A 17,994-nucleotide genomic window follows, 5' to 3' on the forward strand; every position below is an offset into this window, starting at 1 on the left:
TTCACCGGCCGCGGCTCAGGACCGCCCGCCACTGGCGGTTGCGGTCCTCGGGCGGGGTCAGCACGCAGTCGCCGCAGGTGCCGCCGCCCGGGATGCGGTAGTAGAGGCAGCAGTTGCGGCGGACCAGGAACCAGCGGTCCCGGCCCGTGTCCGGCCGGATCAGATCAGCGGTCCCGAGCAGCGGTTCCTGGAGCAGCGTGGCCTCGACGATCGCCGCGCCGCGGGCCGCGTCGGCCGGCCGGTTGTCCGCGATCATGCCGGCCGCGCCGCCCAGCGCCGACGCCACGTTGCCCCACAGCACCTGCGGTGACAGCGCGAACCGGGCGCGGAACACGTCCAGCAGCGGCCGGACCTGGGTGAACCTGGCCAGGTGGTAGCCGATCACGGCGGCCGGCTCGCCCGCGCAGGGCAGCGCGGTCAGGCCCTGGAACGCGATCGGCAGCGGTCCGGCGGGTGCCGCGCGCCACCACAGGCTGTCCGGTTCCGGCAACGGCAGGGCGCCTCCCGAGGCGGCCGCGCCGAGCAGTGGCGACAGCAGCCGGGACGCCAGCCCGAGGAAGGTGATCGAGGCGACCTCGCGCTCACCGATGGCGTCGCGGGACAGCCCCGACATGTGTCCGAGGGTGTCCCGCCCCGCGCTCACCCGGTCCGCGAGCACCCGTTCGTCCAGCAGGTCGGTGAACGGCCGCCACGCCGGGTCGGCGTCCCGGGGTTGCCAGGTGAAATACGGCCCGAGCAGCGAGGCGGCGCGCAGGGCGTCGGTGGCGTCGACCATGGGCTCCACCCTAAGCATGGGGCTTCTGGCAGAGACTCCCACCCGCGCCGGAGGCCGGGTTGGATCAGAGGTCATGACCGGAACCACCACCAGCACCGGGCCGCGGACCATGACGCGCGGGCTGACCTTCCTGTTCGCGGTCGCGGCCGGCGCCGCGGTCGGGAACCTGTACTGGGCGCAGCCGCTGCTCGGCACGATCGCCGCGGATCTGCACGCGCCGCCCGGCACGGCCGGCTGGCTGATCACCGCGACCCAGCTCGGGTACGCCGCCGGGATCCTGCTGTTCGTGCCGCTCGGAGACCGGCTCGACCGCCGCCGGCTGATTCCGGTCATGCTGCTCTGTGCCGCCGCGGCGCTGGTGCTGTGCGCGGTGGCCCCGTCGATCGAGTTCCTGCTGGTGGCGATCACGCTGCTCGGGCTGACCACGGTGTCCGGGCAGATCCTCACCCCGCTCGCCGGGGATCTGGCCGACGACGCGCACCGCGGCCGGACCGTGGGCACCGTCGCCTCCGGCATCGTGGTCGGCATCCTCACCTCCCGGACGATCGCCGGGCTGGTCGCCGACCTGGCCGGGTGGCGGGCCATCTACCTGGCCGCCGCGGTGATCACGGTGCTGTCCGCGGCCCTGCTGCACCGCGCCGTCCCGGTGCTGGAACCGAAGACCCGGATCGCTTATCCGGCACTGATCGCGTCGGTTGCGGCGGTCGTCGTGAAGTTCCCTTCGGTACGATGGACGCTGGCTCTCGCCGCCACCGGCTTCGCCGCCTTCACGATGTTCTGGACCGCGCTGACGTTCCTGCTCAGCAGCCCGCCGTTCGGCTATCCGACGTGGATCATCGGGCTGTTCGGCCTGGCCGGGCTGGCCGGGGCGGCGGCCGCGCAACGGGCCGGCCGGCTGCACGACCGGGGCCTGTCGCTGCCGGCCACCGGTGTCGCCTGGGTGGTGATCCTGCTGGCGTTCGTGGTGGCCGCGTTCGCCCGGCACTCGGTGATCCTGGTGGTGGTCGCGGTGCTGCTGCTGGACGCCGCGCTGCAGGCGGTGAACATCCTGAACCAGACCCGGTTGTTCGCCCTGTCCCACGAGGCCCGCAGCCGGTTGAACACCGCGTACGTGACCGGCATCTTCCTCGGCGGCGCGGCCGGTTCGGCGGCCGCCACCGTGCTCTGGAACGCCGGCGGCTGGACCGCCGTCACCGTCGCCGGGATGGCCCTGAGCTGCCTGGCCCTGCTGATTTGGGCCCTCGGCCGCCGCGGCCCGCTGATCCCGGCCGGCTAGCGGCGGGCCGGCTGGTGCTCAGGGGTGCCTCGAGGCCGTCGAGGCACCCCTGAGCGCCAGCCGGGGCCCGCAGCGTGCCCGGCCGGGATCCGGGTAAACGCGCCGTGGCCGGGTAAGGGCCGGGTATGACCATTCCCACCTGGGTGAAGACCACCGCGGCTGTGGTGGCCGCGGCCGGCGCCGGCTCGCTCGCCACCGATCCGTCGTCGGCGTGGTACCGCTCGCTGCGCAAGCCGTCCTGGCAGCCGCCGCCGGTGGCGTTCCCGCTGGTGTGGACGCCGCTCTACGCGCTGATCGCGGTGGCCGGCACCCGGGCGCTGAACCGCGGCTCCGAGGCCGACCGGGCGGCGTTCGTACGGTCGTACGGCGTCAATCTCGTCCTGAACGCGGCCTGGAGCGGCCTGTTCTTCCGCGCCGAGCGGCCGAAGGTCGCGCTGGCCGGCATCGCCGCGCTCAACGTCTCCAACGTGCTGCTCTGGCGCCGCGCCGCAGACACCGACCGGCTCGCCGGTGCGGCCCTGGCGCCCTACGTCGCCTGGACCCTGTTCGCCACGGCCCTGAACGCCGCGATCGTCCGCCTCAACCCGGACGAGTGACCGCGGTGACCGCCGTGACGGTCACCCCAGCCGGCTGACCGCCTCCCGCAACCGCGCGAGATCCCGGCGGCGCTGCTCCAGCGTGGTGGCCACGCCGACCAGGACCAGGCCACCGAGCGCGAGCGGCACCCACCGCGGCACCAGGTCCCAGACCTGGGCCAGCTCGTGCAGCGCGACCAGGGCCAGCACCACGCCGCCGGACACCACCGGAGCCTGCAGCCGGGCCAGCGCGCCGGCCACCAGCACGGCGAGCGCGGCCACGCCGAGCAGCAGCCGCCGCAGGTACTGCGGGTCGTCCGGCGAGCTGCCGGCGATCACCGCGAGGGTGGGCAGGAACGCGGCACCGAGCGCCGGGCCGTACGCGGCCCAGGACGGCAGCTCGGGGCGGCCGCGGCGGACGAACCAGCCCGCGCCGAGGGCGAGCACGGCGGCCGGCGCGGTGTAGACCTCGGCCGTGGTGACCTGCTGCGCGGTGAGGAACAGCCACCAGCCGAGCAGGGCCGACCCGGCAGCCGCGATGACGTGCTGGTTGCGGATCGCGGCCGGTTCGCCGGGGCGCAGCGCGCGGACCGCGAGGACCACCGACCACAGCGTCGCGATCAGCGCGGCCCGCCCGGTGGAGCCGCTGATCAGCAGGGCGATCAGCGCGGTCCCGTGTGCGACCGCGGCGGCGGCCAGGGCCTCGCGGGGGCGGCGCGCGGCCAGAAACCAGTCCAGGACGGCGGCGGCGGCCGCGGCGGCGAGCACGGCCAGCGCGGTGCCGCCGGCGTCGAGGGCGGCGAGGTCGGCCGCGGTGTAGGCGACCACGACCGTCGACAGGGTCGCGGCGAGCCAGCCGGTGATCCGGGCGGGTTCGTCCCGGGCGGCCGTGCCGATCACCGCTCCGGCGACGGTGACCAGGGCGAAAGCGGTCAGGGTGGCGCCGGGGCGGTGCGTGGAGCCGGTCAGGCCGACGATCGCGAGCACGCCGAACGGGATCAGGAACCCGGGTGGGGTGGCGGCGGTGACGGTGAGGGCGGCGAGCCCGGCCAGGCCGGTGACCAGGGTGGCGAGCGGGACGACGGGCCAGGGCGCGCCGGCCGCCGCGAGGGTGAGCGGGACGGCTAGGGCGACGAGGGGCGAGGCGACGAGGAGCGCGGCGGTGACCGGGCCGAGCCTCGCCACCGTCGCGATGGCGCTGCCCGGCTTGTGCGCCTTGTTCGCCGCGATTGTGGTCATCGTGGCGGGATCGCGGGTCGCGACGGCCGCCGCCACCGCGGTGATCAGCACGGCCACCGGGGCCGACCAGCCCACCGCGCCGGTGACCGGCCCGTCGAACGGTTCGATCAGGACCACCGCGAGGTCCGGCCCGGTCCACCCGAGCAGCCCGATCACCAGCATCACGCCCGCGACCAGCGCATACGGCCGGCGCAGCACGGCGACCAGCAGCAGCGCCCCGGCCACGTAGAGCGCACCCGGATCACTTCCGGCCAGTGCCCACAGCGGGGTCCCGCCCGCGATCAGCAGCGCCACCCCGGTCACCTGCGGCACGTACCAGGCCAGCCGGTGGGCGGCCGCGCAGAGCAGCAGGGTCACCAGGAACAGGGCGCGCACCCGTACCGTCCCGGACGTGTCCGCGGCCAGCAGCCCGAGCCACACCGCGGCCGGCCCGGCGAGCAGCCCGGCGGTCGCCGCGGCCACCCCCGCGTCGCCGTGTCGCGGACCGGAGCGCACCAGCGTCGCCGCGGTGACCCCGATCAGCGTGATCGCGGCGCACACCCCGGCCGCCACCCCCGGGTCGCCCAGGCCGGTGGCCAGCGCCTGGGCCGTGGCCACCGCGCTCACCCCGAGCCGGAACCCGAGGCGGCGCACGCTGGTCGCCCGGGTGGCCAGGGCGACCGCCACGGCCGTCACGATCACGCCGAGGCCGGCGGCGGTCCACCACGGCAGCCGGAATGCCGCCGGGACCAGCAGCGCCACGGCCAGGAGGGCGGTCAGCGCCAGGTCCGCTCGGTGCCGGCCGGGCAGCAGGATTCCGTACGCCAGGACGACCGCGACGGCGGCCACCGGCAGATCCCAGGTCGAGCCGGTGACCACCCAGCCCAGCGGCGCGTCGAGCACCGGCCGGGCGGCTTCGAGGCTGCTCCGTGCCGCGGTCAGGGCCGCCGCGGCCACGGCCAGGGCCGGTACGGCGGCGAGTCCGAGCGCGCCGAACCACGGGCCACGGCCGACCGGCTCGGGCAGCCGTACCCGGGCCACCGCGGCGGGCACCGTGATGATCAGGGCGAGCACGGCGAGGCGCAGGGTGGGCGTACCCGGGTTGAGCAGGACGACCACCCCGCCGGCCGCGACGCCGATCGCGACGGTGAGCCCGGCGGCGGCGTACATCTGTGCCTCGCGGTTCGCGGCCAGCACCGTGCCCGCGGTCAGCACGGCGGCGATCAGGATCAGCGCGCAGCCGGCCACCGCGGCCTGGCCCGGCGTGCCGGCGTCCCGCACACCGCCGAGCGCGACGATCGCGGAGCAGAACGCGGCGATCGACCCGCAGGCGTAGGCCAGCAGCCCGGTACCGACCGGCGCGAAGCGACCCCGGTGCAGGATCACGAGGTTCAGCGCGGTGACACCGGTCAGCGCCAGCGACCAGCCGGTGGTGTCCGCGTCGGCGCCCGCCGCGATCAGCGGCAGCACCGGCTGCGCGATCAGCAGCGCGGCGATCCGCGGGCCGGGCAGGCCGACCAGCCGGCCGTAGCCGAGCGCGATCACGGCGGTGACCGCGCAGACCGCGGCCGCGTAGACCTGCGCGGCCAGGTTCGTGACGCCGAGCAGGTCGACCGCCCAGGCCGCGTACCCGTCCATCAGGATCATCAGCAGCCCGACGGCGGCCAGGGTCTCGGCCGCACCGGTCAGGCCGCGCCGCTGGGCGAACGGCGGCACCGCGAGCACCGCGGCGGTCGCCGCCGCCAGGATCAGGGCGCGCCCGGCCACGCCGACCTGCGCCCAGGCCACCGCGGTGAACACCGCGGCCGCGACCACCAGCAGCAGACCGCCGAGCGCGAACAGCACGTTCTGCGCGGTCAGCGTGGTGAGGCGGCGCTCCGGCGCGGGCTCGGACGGCAGGCGCGGGGGCGCCGGGATCGTCGGGGGCGGCGGCGGGGGTGTGGTCCCGGTGCCGGTGAACCAGGCCGGGGGCGCCAGGACCGGTGCGACCGGCTCCAGCGCCGACCGGACCCGGAACGCCGCGGCGTCCCGCTGGGTCGACGCGTTCCGCAGCTGCGTCTCCACCCCGGCCGCCTCGGCGCGGATCGCCTGCAGCCGGGTGCGCAACTCGATGATCTCCGCGTCCAGGCGGACCACCTCGATCGCGTCCGGATCCGGCCCGCGCCCGCAGTCCGGGCAGCCGGTCTCCGCCGAAGCCATCGACTCGCAGTGCGGGCAGGGATACTCGGTCACCGGGACAGTCTCGCTCACCTGCGCAAATGTCTTCGCGGCGGCATAGCTCGATCAAAGTCGATATGGTGAAGGTTCCTAACGACAACGGGGGAGCACATGTCAGCGGCTCGTCGTTTTGCGGTCATCGCCGCGTCCCCGCCGCCGCGGGACACCGCGGTGCTCTTCCGCCGGGCCGTGGTGCTGGGCGGCAGCATCGCCGGGCTGATGGCCGCCCGGGTGCTCAGCGACCACGCCGACGAGGTGCTGATCGTCGAACGGGACGACCTGGCGGCCCTCGACGTGTCCGACGAGCAGCTCGCCGCGGATCCGATCGGCGCGACCGGGCCGCGTCCCGGGGTGCCGCAGGGCAGCCAGGTGCACGCGCTGTTGCCATCCGGGCAGGCGCAGCTGGAGCGCTGGTTCCCCGGGTTCGGGCAGCAGGCGCTCGACGCGGGTGCGGTCGACCCGCCGCTCGGGACGAACCGGTTCTACATGGACGGGGAACTGCGCGACGACGCGCCGACCGGGCCGGCCGCGCAGGCGTTGATCTCCAGCCGGCCGTTCCTGGAAGCGCTGATCCGGCATCGGGTGCTGGGGCTGGGCAATGTTCGTACGGTAAAAGGTCGGGCCGAAGGCTTGCTCTTGACCGGCGACGCGGTGAGCGGGGTCAGCGTGGACGGCGCTCCGGTCGACGCGGACTTCGTGGTGGACGCGACCGGGCGGTCCAGCCGGCTCAGCGACTGGCTGGAGGCGGACGGTTTCCCGAAGCCGCGGCTGCAGCGGATGGGCATCAAGCTGAACTACGCGACCCGGCTGTTCCGGCGGCCGGCCGCGACGCCGGTGTGGACGTGCATCTCGATCGCCAACCCCGGGCCGGGCAAGGTCGCGCGGATCGGCGGGTTCACCCCGATCGAGGGTGACCGCTGGACCGTGCTGGTCTCCGGGTACGCCGACGACCGCCCCGGCCGGGACGCCGACGAGTACCGGGAGCGTTGCGTGCGCGACTTCCCGGCCGAGTTCGGTGACGTCGCGACGACCGCCGACCCGGCCGGTGAGGTGGTCACCTACCACCAGGCGGACAGTCGCCGCCGTGACTTCCACCGGTTGCGGCGCTTCCCGGCGCGGCTGGTCGCGGCCGGTGACGCGGTGGCGTCGTTCAACCCGGTCTACGGCCAGGGCATGACCTCGGCGACGCTGCACGCCTCCTGCCTGTCCGAATACCTGCGCGGCGGTCCCGACCTGTCCCGCCCGGCGCTGTCCTACTTCGCCGACGTGAAGGTGGTGGTCGACGCCGCGTGGCAGGTCTCCACGATGGCCGACCTGGCGCTGCCGCACGTCGACGGGCCGTATCCGCGCGGATACCGCGGCATCCAGTGGGCCAGCGGCCTGATCTTCAAGGCCTCGATGCGCGACCAACGGGTCAACCACCGGCTCGGCCAGGTCACCACGATGCTGGCCCACCCGAGCTCGCTGACCAGCCCGGGCTTCCTGCTGCGCGCCCTGGCGATCGGCGCCCGCGCCTGAGCGCGCTTCCATCCCGGCTGGTCCTCAGGGGTGTCTCGGCGCCGCCGACACACCCCTGAGCACCAGCCAAGACCGCAACCACTCCGGACCGCAGCGCCCCGCGCGGTTTCCGGGCTGGCGCTCAGGGGTGCCTCGCGGGCTCGGACACACCCCTGAGCGCCAGCCGGGGCGGTGGGGCGCGTGGCGGTCGGGAGTGGCTGCGGTCTTGCGTTGGTGCTGCCCGGGGGCGTGGCTTGTAGCCTCCGGCGGGGACTCCCTTATTCGTACTAAATGGTGCTAAAGGGTTTTTTCGGTCAGGGAGATGTCGTCGAACCAGGTGGCGCCGGTGTTGTCGCCGCACTTGAGGTGCAGCTGGACGCCGGCGGCGGCCGGGGGTGCGAGGGCGCTCACGGTCAGCTGGGTCCAGTCGGTGGTGCCGAGCGGCAGGCGCGCGGAAGTGTCCTGGCCGATCCAGCGGCCGTCGGCGTCGAACCAGCTCAGGGCGATCTCGGTGACCCCGGTCGCGTCCGTGCCGCGGGTCCACGCCGCGGCGGACCAGGCCTGCCCGCCGTGGACCGGGCCGATCGGGGAGATGCGGAGCGACGGGAGGCCCAGGGCGGAGCGGGTGGTGGCGGCGAACCGCATCGAGCGGCCGCCGTCGTGCGCGGTGGAGGGGTCGAGTTCGGCGGCGCCGGCCTCGGTCAGGTTGCCGCGCCACGGGGAGTTGCCGGCGTCGGACTCGAAGCTGAGGTCGAGCACGCTGTCGGACTGCGCCTCGCCGGCCCAGGCGGCCCGGACCACCGACGCGGCCGGCTTGGGGCTGCCGTCGATGCGGTAGAGCCCGAACTCGTACTGGGCCGGCATCGTCGACACCGCGGAGTTGCTCGGGATGGCGCCGAGACTGAAATCGGTCAGCGTCCACGGTGCGACCGAGCCGACACCGGCCAGCGCGGCCGCGCGGAACACCCGGGCCAGGTATGCGGCCTGCTCGCCGGCGCTGCCGGCGGCCGTGCTCAGCCCGGTCTCGCCGATCACCAGGGGGTCCGGCGCGACACTGGCCTGCGCCTCGCGGATGTCGGTGAGCGCCTGCTCCGAAGCGCCGTAGAAGTGGAAGTCGTAGAAGTCCAGCGGGGTGCCGTCCAGCGCCGCCTTGAGCCGGGCCAGCCCGGTCGGGCCGGCCTGACCGTTGACCGAAACGGTCAGCGGCATGGCCGGGACGGCGGCGCGGACCGCCGGGATCAGGTCGCGCATCCAGGCGACCGCGTCCGGGTCGTCGGGCGACATCTCGTTCTTCAGCTCGACCGCGAGCACCCGCGGGTCGTCCGCGTACGGCGCCAGCACCGCGGCGGCCCAGGCGGCGCTGCCCTTGGTGTCGTAGTACCGCGCCCACCAGTCGAAGAGCGTGAACTTGACGCCCAGCCCGTGCGCCTCGGCGATGCTGACGAACTTGCGCAGCTTCGCGGCGTAGGCGGCGTGCGGGCGCGGATAGCCGAACGCCCGCGGGAAGACCACGACCCGGACACTGTCCGCGCCCAGCGCGGCGACCTTGGCCAGGTCGACGTCGACCTGGCTCGGGTCGAACCGGGTCCACATCGCCGACCAACCGGCCCCGGACGGGTAGTAGTTCATCGTCTTGGCGGTCTGCACCGCGGCCAGCCGGCCCGCGAGGGTCGGCGCCGGAGAGTCGTCCTGCGCGACGAAGGCCGGCGCCGGTGACTCGTCGGTGACGGCGGCGGCCGGGGCCGCGGGAAACAGAGAGGCGGTGGTGAGCAGGCAGGACAGGACAACGGTACGGAGTCGGGCACTGCTCATGGGGGCGTCTGCGTCCCTTCACGGTCGTCTTCGAGGTAACGTCCGTTTCGGCCGATCGGCGGTTACCCGGAGTTCAAGGTGGTTGCAGGCGGGTGCGCGTACGGTGCGCCCTAGGATTCCGGTGTGCCCGGACCTCTTGATCGCGTCGCTCTCGTCTCCGACGTGCACGGCAACCTGACCGCTCTGGAAGCCGTCCTGGCCGACATCGACGCCCGCGGCATCACGCGGATCTTCAATCTCGGCGACTACGTGGGGAAGGGCCCGCGCGGCCGGGAGGTCGTCGAGCTGTGCCGCCGCCGGTGCGAGGTCAACCTCCTCGGCAACTGGGACGACTTCCTGCCCGACCCGGACCGCGTGCTGGACAGCGAGGGGCTGGCCTGGTGGCTGGCCGAGCTCGGCCCGGGCCAGGGGGAGTGGCTGCGCGCCCGGCCGTTCTGCCACGACTTCCTGATCAGCGGGCGCCGGGTGCGGCTGTTCCACGCGTCGGCGACCAGCGTCCACCACCGGGTGCGCTTCGACCACGACGAGGAAGGGTTCCTCGGGATGTTCGCGGCCACCCCGGCGACCGGCGACGGCCCGGAGCCCACGATCGTCGGGTACGGCGACACCCACGACCCGTACTACGAGGTCGGGCCGGGCGGCCGCATCCTGTTCAACACCGGCAGCGTCGGCAACGCCATGGACGACCCGACCCCGGTCTACGCCATCGTCGAGGGGGTGCTCGACTCCGAGGCGCCGGCTCCGTTCTCGGTGCAGTTCGTCCGGGTGCCGTACGACGTCGAGGCCGAGATCGCGGTGGCCACCCGGGTGGGGATGCCGGAGCTGGCGGGGTACGTCTCCGAGCTGCGGGACGGGGTGTATCGCGGGGCCATGCACGATCCGGCGCTGGTCCGCTACCACCGTCGTTCCGGTCCGGCGTGATGGCCGCCGCCCCGGCCCTCGCCGAGCTGCTCGACTGGGCGACCGACCACCTGGAAGCCGACCTGTCGGTGCCGGCCCTGGCCGCGCGGGCCGGGATGCCGTTGCGGACGTTCATCCGGCACTTCACCGAGGCGACCGGGGTCACCCCGGCGGTCTGGGTGCTGGAGCAGCGGGTGCGCCGGGCCGAGCAACTGCTGGAACGGGCCGACGCCACGATCGCGTCGGTGGCGCTGCGGTGCGGGTTCGGCAGCGCGGACACCCTGCGGCGGCATTTCCGCCGGGCGCGCGGGGTGAGCCCGGACGCGTACCGGGCGGCGTTCCGCACCTGACCGGTCACCGGCGTTGTGCTCACGCGTCCGGCTGACACGCCGCTGACCGAGGCAAACTCCCGCGGGATCGCTCTCGTTTCACGGCCCGGAAGTTCATCCCGGTTAGCGTCCCGAACCGGGATCAACCGAGAGGGACGAGCACCATGCGGGTAGTGGAGATCAAGGAATTCGGCGGTCCGGAGGGCCTGACGGTCGTCGACCGTCCCGACCCGGTGGCCGCCGCGGGCCAGGTGGTGATCGCCAGCGAGGCGATCGGCGTCGGCGGCGTCGACGTGATGATCCGCCGGGGCGCCTACGCGGCCTACGGCTTCCGCGCCGGCTTCGTCCCGGGCAGCGAGGTGGCCGGCACGGTGACCGCGACCGGCGACGGTGTCGACCCCGGCCTGGTCGGGCAGCGGGTGTGGGCGTTCACCGGCACCGGCGGCGCCTACGCCGACCAGGCGGTGGCGGCGATCGGCGAGGTGGTGCCGCTGCCGCGCGATCTCTCCGCGGTCGACGCGGTGACGCTGGGCAGCGCCGGGATCGTCGCTCACTTCGGCCTGGCACACGCGCACTTCGCGCCGGGCGAGTCGGTGCTGGTCCGCGGCGCGTCCGGCAGCATCGGGATCATGACGGTCCAGCTGGCGGCCCGGGCGGGAGCGGCCGTGGTGGCGGTGACCACGTCGTCCCCGGACCGCGGGCGTCGTCTGCGCGAGCTCGGCGCCACGCAGGTCCTGGGCCGTTCCGGCAGCGTGTCGGACGGCTCGGGCTATGACGTGATCATCGACGTGGTCGCGGGTGCGGACCTGCCGTCGTTCTTCGACCGGCTGAACCCCGGCGGGCGCCTGGTGGCGGTCGGTGCGGTCGGTGGCCAGCCGCCGGCCGACTTCGGCGCCCGGCTGATGGCCGCCTTCCAGAAGTCGATGTCGTTCGCGACGTTCAGTGCGGCGACGGTGCCCGAAAATGATCGCCGCAGGGTGCGTGCGGAGCAGTTCGCGGCCGCGGCGCGGGGCGAGCTGCGAACCGTGGTGCACGAGGTGTTGCCGCTGACCTCGGCCGGGCTGGCCCACCGAGCCATGGACGCCGGCACGGTCTTCGGCCGCATCGTCCTGACCCCCTGAAGCCGGCCCTGGTGGATAGCCGCCGGGTGAAGCTCAGAGGCGTCGGGCGGGCCAGGGGCGGCGGGGGCACGCGTGGCGCGGCGGCGGGGGCGGCGGGCGCGCGGTGGGTGTCGGTGGGCGGTGGGCGGTGGGGGCACGCGGTCAGTGCCGGTGGGCGGTGGGGACACACGGTCAGTGCTGGTGGGGTGGTGGGGGCACGCGATCGGTGTCGGTGGGGCGGTGAGAGCAGGCGATCGGCCGAGTTCGGGGGCGGTGGCGGCACGCGATCAGGGTGTGAGTGCTTTTGCCGCCCCCAGGAGGGCGGCATCAGGACGCAATCCCGCAACGCGGACGGTCACCGCCCCACACCGGGGCCCGAACCGCGGCGCAGCACCTCCCGAGCCCGGCTGGTCGTCAGGGGTGCCTCCGGCACGCGGAGGCACCCCTGACGACCAGCCGGGGACCGGGAGGCGCGTTGCGGTCCGGGGTGGGCACGGGCGTCGCGTGGCTCCCACGGCTGGGGTCTTCCATAGCGGGGCCCCTCCCACGGCGGGCCCTCCCACGGTGGGGGCCCACACGGTGGGGGCCGCGGTGGGGCTGTCGCGTGGGCTCACGGTGTGGGGGTGGTGCTGGGAGGGGGTTACTGGACGGTGAGGTGGCCGGTGGTCAGGTGGAGGTGGCGGGTTATGCCGATCTCGGTGAGGAAGCGTTCGTCGTGGCTGACCACCACGAACGCTCCGCGGTAGGCGGCCAGTGCCGCCTCCAGCTGACCGACACTGTCCAGGTCGAGGTTGTTCGTCGGCTCGTCGAGCAGCAGCAACTGCGGTGCCGGCTCGGCGAACAGCACGCAGGCCAGGGTCGCCCGCAGCCGCTCGCCCCCGCTGAGCACCCGGACCGGCAGGTGCGCCCGGGCGCCCCGGAACAAGAACCTGGCCAGCAGGTTCATCCGTTCCGCGTCGGGCAGGGCGGGCGCCCAGGCCGTCAGGTTCTCGGCGACCGTCCGCTCCGGGTCCAGCAGGTCGAGACGTTGGGACAGATAGGCCACCCGGTGTGCCGCCGGCCGCTCGAGGATCATGCGGAGGAGGGTGGACTTGCCGGCGCCGTTCGGGCCGGTCAGCGCGATCCGCTCCGGACCGCGAATGATCAGATCCACGCCGGGGGAGGCGAAGACCGGCTTCCCGTCGTACGAAATCTGCAACCGCTCCCCGTGGAAGACCGTGCGTCCGGCAGGCACCGCGGTCCCCGGCAATTCCAGGGTGATCTTGTCGTCCTGGCGGGCGGCCCGGGACGCCTGGTCGAGCCGCGCCCGGGCCTCGCCGAGCCGGTCGGCCTGTGTGTCGGCGAGGCGGCCCGCGGAGACCTGCGCGTCGCGTTTCAGCCCGCCCGCCACGATCCGGGCCAGTCCGGCGTCGCCCAGGTTGCGGGCCGCCGTGGAGGCCCGCCGCGCGGAGCGTTCCCGGGCCTGCTGTGCCTCGCGCTTCTGCCGTTTGAGGTCCTGCTCGGCCGTGCGGACCTGCCGCTCGACCACGTCGCGTTCGGCGGTGCGGGCTTCCTCGTACGCGGTGAAGTTCCCGCCGTACCAGCGGATCCGGCCGTGCTCGAGCGCCGCGATCCGATCCATGCCGTCGAGGAGCGTCCGGTCGTGGCTGACCACCAGCAGCGTGCCGGACCAGCCGCGCAGCACCTCGGTCAGCCGGTCGCGGGCCGGGCCGTCGAGGTTGTTCGTCGGCTCGTCGAGCAGCAGCACGTCGGGTCGGCGCAGCAGCTGGCCGGCGAGGCCGAGGGAGATCACCTGGCCGCCGCTGAGCGTGCCGAGCGGCCGGTCCAGCCCGATGCCGGCGAGGCCGAGGCGGTCGAGTTCGGCGCGGGTGCGTTCCTCGATGTCCCAGTCGGTGCCGACGGCGCTGAAGTGCTCCTCGGCGGCGTCGCCGGACTCGATGGCGTGCAGCGCGGCGATGATCCGCTCGACGCCGAGCACCTCGGCCACGGTCTGGCCGGCGGCGAACGGCAGGTGCTGCGGCAGGTAGCCGAGCAGGCCCGCGACGGTGATGCCGCCGCCGGTCGGCCGCAGCTCACCGGCGATCAGGCGGAGCAGCGTGCTCTTGCCGGTGCCGTTGGCGGCGACCAGCCCGGTGCGGCCGGCCGGCACGGCGACGGTCAGGTCGTCGAAGACCGGGGTGTCATCCGGCCACGAAAAGGACAGACTGGTGCAAACGATGGACATGAGAAGACCTCAAGGGACGAAGGCGGGCACGACGGCATGGGCCACGCGGACAGCGCGTTCAGACGCGCGTCGGTGGCCGCAGCGGGGGATTCACCCCGAAATGTCGTCGTCCACGGACATGGTCGCCCCAATTCCTCGAACCGGAACCGATATTAGCCCGCCGAACGGCTGGTCCTCAGTGGAGTGGTGCACCGTTAGGCTGCCGCCATGCGGCTCGGTGTCAACCTTCCCCAGACCACCAGGTACGACCTGACGCGCGACGTCACCGAGTTCGCGAGGGCGGCCGAGGAGATCGGCTTCGACAGCCTCTGGGCCTATGAGCGGATCCTGGCACCGGAGGACACCAGCGGCGCACACGGCCTGTACGGCGTACCCGGCCTGCCGTGGCCGGAGAGCTACGCCCACACCACGGATGCCCTGGTCACCCTGACCCTGGCGGCCGCCGTGACCAGCCGGGTCGAGCTCGGCACCGGCGTGCTGATCCCCGGCCTGCACCTGCCGTTCCGGCTGGCCCGCAGCCTGGCCGCGCTGGACGCCGCGTCCGGTGGCCGGGTGCTCGCCGGGCTGGGCAGCGGCTGGTCGATCGACGAGTTCGAGGCCACCGCGCCCCGGCCGATCGCGGAGCGGGGCGCGGCCCTCGACGAGTTCCTGGACATCGCGGCGGCGACCTGGGGGCCGGACCCGGTCACCTACGACACCGGGACGTACCGCCTGGCGCCGAGCCGGGTCAACCCGAAACCGGCCCGGCGGGTGCCGGTCTACCTGGCCGGCGGCAACCGTACGGCGCTGGGCCGGATCGCCCGGCGCGCGGACGGCTGGCTGCCGACCGGCCTCCCGCCGCAGCGGGTCGGTGAGGTGCTGGCCGGGTTGCGGGCGCAGGCCGCCGAGGTGGGACGCGACCCGGCGGCGATCGGGTGCGTGTTCCAGCTGGGTTTGCGCAGCCTGAACGCGGTGCCGACGGCGGGCCGGGCGCCGTATTCCGGCAGCCCGGCACAGGTCGCCGAGGACATCGCGGCGCTGGCCGAGGTGGGCGTCGAGCACGTGTACGTGACGCTGTCGTCGGCCGCCCGGGACCTCGAGGAGCTGATCGGAGCCGCGAAGAGCCTGCACGCCGCAGTCCGCGGCGCCGGCCTCTGACCTGGGCGGATCAGCCGAGCGAGGTGGAACCGTGAACGTGGAACGAGCAGCCGGGGATGTCAGTTTTCGTCATGGCAAAAGCGTATGAAGACCATCGGCGAAGCGGTATACGTCGCCTGACGTATCTCAGCGTTCCGCGGGTACCAAATCGCGCAGTTGGGTGCGGGACGTGACACCGAGCTTGGGGTACGCCTTGTAGAGGTGCGTCGACACGGTACGCGCGGACAGGAACAGCATCCCGCCGATCTCCCGGTTCGTCAGGCCGGCCGCCGCGAGCCGGACCACCTCGCGCTCCTGCCCGGTCAGGCTCGCCCAGGCGGACGGCGCCGGCCCGGCCGCGACCACACCGGCGGCCCGCAGCTCGGCGATCGCCAGGTCGGCCCAGGGCCGGGCGCCGAGCCGCTCGAAACCGGTCAGCGCGGTCTGCAGCTCGGCGCGGGCGTCCTTCGCGCGCTGCTGCCGGCGCAGCCACGCGCCGTACTCGAGGTGGGCGCCGGCCAGCTCGAACGGCCACTGCGCCGCGTCCGGTCCGGCGGTGGCGGCGCGGTGGAACGGCTCGGCGTCGTCACCGGCGAGTTGCGCGCGGGCCCGGGCGAGCTGCAGCTGCTGGCGGGGACCGGAACCGATCAGCCGCCGGCCGGCCCGCTCCACCACCGGGCGCAGTTCGTCGACCAGGCCGGCCCGGACGCCGGTGGCGACGTAGTGGGCGAGCTCGCGGTACGAGGCGTGCGGGTGCAGGGGCTCGCCGTCCGCGTCAAAAAGGGATCGGACCGCGGCCCAGGCGCCTTGCGCGTCCCGCTCGGCGAACGCCAGATACGACCGGGTCACCTGGCTGATGATCTCCAGTACCAGGAACTCGCCGGTCTCCAGGGCGGGCAGGCCCGCGCCGCACATCGCCCGGCCGGCCTCGACCTGCCCGCGCACGGCGGCGACCCGGGCCCGCAGTTCGAGGCCGTGCTCGCCGGCGAACGCGTGCCGTTCCGCGGCGGCCAGGTCGACCAGCAGCCGGCCGGACTGGTCGGCGGCGTCCAGGTCACCGACGTCGAGCTGCAGGTGGGCGAGGGTCATCAGCGAGTTGGCCATGTTCGCCGGTGCGCCGGTGCGGTAGAGCTCGACGGCCCGGCCCAGGCGCATCAGCGCGGTGCGCGGCTCGTCGTAGAGCCAGGCGGCCGCGCCGAGCATCATCTCCTGTGCGGCGACGCCGGCCGGGGCGCCGTCCAGGACCGGCGCGGTGCGCACCAGCTCGAGGACCTCGGCCGACCGGGTGAGCGGGTCGAGCTGGACGCTGATCCAGGCCCGGGACGCGGCGTTGATCTCCTGGAACGCGCTGTCCGGTGTCTGCGGCACCCGGTCGTATCGGTCGAACCAGTGCCGGACCAGTTCGGTGTCCGACCCGCGCCGGTAGGCGAGCGCGGCCAGGGTGGTCAGCGTGGTCCAGCCCCAGTTCGGGTCCTCGTCGAGCAGCAGTTCCAGGGCGTCCAGCAGCGCGGCCCAGGCGTCGCGCTGCCGGGCGGTCTGCGACATCGCGTAGGCCAGCGCGTGGCTGGCCACCGCGCGGGTGGACCGGTCGGCCGAGCCGGTGCGCAACGGCCCGGCCAGCCGGGTGATCCACTCGAAGAACCCGCCGGAGGCGGCCATCCAGGACGCGCCCAGGGTCCGTTTCTCCCGGTCGGCCGGCGACGGGCTCAGGTCGGCCGCCTTGATCAGGGAGCGGACCGCCTCGGCGTACGCGCCCCGCCGGTACGCCCGGTCGGCGGCCTCCTCCAGGGCGGTGGCGACGTCCTCGTCCGCGACGACGGTGGCCTCGGCCAGGTGCCAGACCCGCCGGTCCGGGTCGTCGTCGTGTGCCGCGGCGAGCTGCCGGTGCACCCGGGCCCGGTCCGCGCCGGCGCCCAGGGTGTAGGCCGCCGACCGGGCCAGCGGGTGCCGGAACTGCACCCGGTGCCCGGCGATCGACACCAGCCCGGCCGCCTCGGCCGGCGCGAGCGCGAGCAGCAGGGCGCCGGGCTCGGTCACCCGCCCGGCCGTCCGCAGATCGCCGTCACCCGCCGCGACCAGCAGCAACGCCTGCCGGGTCGGCTCGGGCAGCAGCCGCAGCCGGGCCGCGAAGGCCAGCTCGACACTAGTCGGCACGGCACTGTCGGGGGCCGCCGCGTGACCGAGTTCGGGCAGGGCGCTGTTGGTGGCCGCCGCGTGACCGAGTTCGAGCAGGGCGAGGGGGTTGCCGGCGGCCCGGGACAGCACCCGGGACAGGTCGGCGCCGCTCACCGGCACGCCGGCCTCGTGCAGCAGCCGGATCGCGTCCGGGTCGCTCAGCGGGGCGAGCCGCACCGGCGGCAGGTCGGCCAGGGCCTCCGGGATCTCGTCGTCCCGGCACGCCGCCAGCAGTGCCAGCCCACCCCCGCGCAGCCGCCCGGCGACGAACCCGAGCACGGACAGTGACGTCTCGTCACACCACTGGGCGTCGTCGATGATGATCAGAACCGGTCGTTCGGCGGTGGCCGCTTCGAGCCAGCCGAGCACGTCGAGACGCAGCCGCAACGGATGCGGCGACGCGCCACCGGCCGGTGCCAGGCTCGCCAGCAGCCGCGGCGACCCGGCCAGCAAGCCGGCCAGCAAGCCGAAGGGCAGATGCCGATCGCTGCGGGCCCCGGTCGCGGTCAGCACCAGATCGCCCCGAGCCAGGGCATTTTTTCGTACGGCGGTGATCACCGCCGTCTTGCCCGCGCCGGGCAGCCCGGTGATCAGGGCACCGGCGTCCGGCCCCCGGCAGAGACTCCCGACCCGGTCCAGGGTCTCCGCGCGGCCGACGAGCACTGCGCCATCCTAGGTACCGGGCCGGTGACCTGCCTGTCGACATGAACACATGCACACTCGTCCACCCCTTCATCCGCGTGAGGCGCTCGCCCGTTTCCCCAGGAGGAGGCGGTAGTT

General features: G+C 74.4%; 12 protein-coding genes. 7 read left to right on the plus strand and 5 right to left on the minus strand.

The features are described from left to right. Position 1: 1 nt before the first annotated feature. On the minus strand, positions 2-775 hold the full coding sequence (locus Apa02nite_RS32215; RefSeq protein WP_203828384.1) for a (2Fe-2S)-binding protein: 774 nt from the start codon (positions 773-775) through the stop codon (positions 2-4). A 73-nt stretch (positions 776-848) separates the two neighbouring features. Here Apa02nite_RS32215 and Apa02nite_RS32220 point away from each other — a divergent pair, with 73 nt between their 5' ends. Both Apa02nite_RS32220 and Apa02nite_RS32225 read left to right on the plus strand, forming a co-directional pair. Beyond that, entirely contained in the window at positions 849-2,051 is a 1,203-nt protein-coding gene (locus tag Apa02nite_RS32220; protein ID WP_203828385.1) for an MFS transporter, read from the plus strand. A 125-nt stretch (positions 2,052-2,176) separates the two neighbouring features. Beyond that, the gene (locus tag Apa02nite_RS32225) at positions 2,177-2,647 is read left to right on the plus strand and encodes a TspO/MBR family protein (RefSeq protein WP_203828386.1); all 471 of its coding nucleotides are present in this window, start codon (positions 2,177-2,179) and stop codon (positions 2,645-2,647) included. A 21-nt stretch (positions 2,648-2,668) separates the two neighbouring features. Here the strand turns inward: Apa02nite_RS32225 and Apa02nite_RS32230 are convergent, their stop codons facing one another. Beyond that, entirely contained in the window at positions 2,669-6,094 is a 3,426-nt protein-coding gene (locus Apa02nite_RS32230; RefSeq protein ID WP_203828387.1) for an SCO7613 C-terminal domain-containing membrane protein, read from the minus strand. Positions 6,095-6,172: 78 nt separating this feature from the next. Here Apa02nite_RS32230 and Apa02nite_RS32235 point away from each other — a divergent pair, with 78 nt between their 5' ends. After that, the gene (locus Apa02nite_RS32235; protein ID WP_203828388.1) at positions 6,173-7,579 is read left to right on the plus strand and encodes an FAD-dependent oxidoreductase; all 1,407 of its coding nucleotides are present in this window, start codon (positions 6,173-6,175) and stop codon (positions 7,577-7,579) included. Positions 7,580-7,855: 276 nt separating this feature from the next. Here the strand turns inward: Apa02nite_RS32235 and Apa02nite_RS32240 are convergent, their stop codons facing one another. Then, a complete protein-coding gene (locus tag Apa02nite_RS32240; RefSeq protein ID WP_203828389.1) occupies positions 7,856-9,370 on the minus strand; it encodes a cellulase family glycosylhydrolase in 1,515 nt (504 codons plus the stop codon). Positions 9,371-9,493: 123 nt separating this feature from the next. Between Apa02nite_RS32240 and Apa02nite_RS32245 the strand changes: the two genes are divergently transcribed. From Apa02nite_RS32245 to Apa02nite_RS32255, 3 genes are all read left to right on the plus strand, one after another. Then, positions 9,494-10,291 (plus strand): metallophosphoesterase family protein, encoded by a 798-nt coding sequence (locus tag Apa02nite_RS32245; protein ID WP_203828390.1) that lies wholly within the window; start codon positions 9,494-9,496, stop codon positions 10,289-10,291. After that, the gene (locus Apa02nite_RS32250) at positions 10,291-10,620 is read left to right on the plus strand and encodes a helix-turn-helix domain-containing protein (RefSeq protein WP_203828391.1); all 330 of its coding nucleotides are present in this window, start codon (positions 10,291-10,293) and stop codon (positions 10,618-10,620) included. The genes Apa02nite_RS32245 and Apa02nite_RS32250 overlap by 1 nt, the downstream gene beginning before the upstream one ends. Before the next feature lie 143 nt (positions 10,621-10,763). After that, positions 10,764-11,720, plus strand: coding sequence for a zinc-binding dehydrogenase (locus tag Apa02nite_RS32255; protein WP_203828392.1), 957 nt, complete (start codon positions 10,764-10,766; stop codon positions 11,718-11,720). Between the two features lie 619 nt (positions 11,721-12,339). Here Apa02nite_RS32255 and Apa02nite_RS32260 read toward each other — a convergent pair. Continuing rightward, on the minus strand, positions 12,340-13,923 hold the full coding sequence (locus tag Apa02nite_RS32260; RefSeq protein WP_203828393.1) for an ABC-F family ATP-binding cassette domain-containing protein: 1,584 nt from the start codon (positions 13,921-13,923) through the stop codon (positions 12,340-12,342). A gap of 207 nt (positions 13,924-14,130) precedes the next feature. Here Apa02nite_RS32260 and Apa02nite_RS32265 point away from each other — a divergent pair, with 207 nt between their 5' ends. Beyond that, positions 14,131-15,060, plus strand: coding sequence for a TIGR03619 family F420-dependent LLM class oxidoreductase (locus tag Apa02nite_RS32265; protein ID WP_203828394.1), 930 nt, complete (start codon positions 14,131-14,133; stop codon positions 15,058-15,060). A gap of 126 nt (positions 15,061-15,186) precedes the next feature. Here Apa02nite_RS32265 and Apa02nite_RS32270 read toward each other — a convergent pair whose 3' ends face one another. After that, entirely contained in the window at positions 15,187-17,877 is a 2,691-nt protein-coding gene (locus tag Apa02nite_RS32270; protein WP_203828395.1) for an ATP-binding protein, read from the minus strand. Positions 17,878-17,994: the final 117 nt, after the last annotated feature.

This window comes from Actinoplanes palleronii, from assembly GCF_016862315.1.
Classification (GTDB): domain Bacteria; phylum Actinomycetota; class Actinomycetes; order Mycobacteriales; family Micromonosporaceae; genus Actinoplanes; species Actinoplanes palleronii.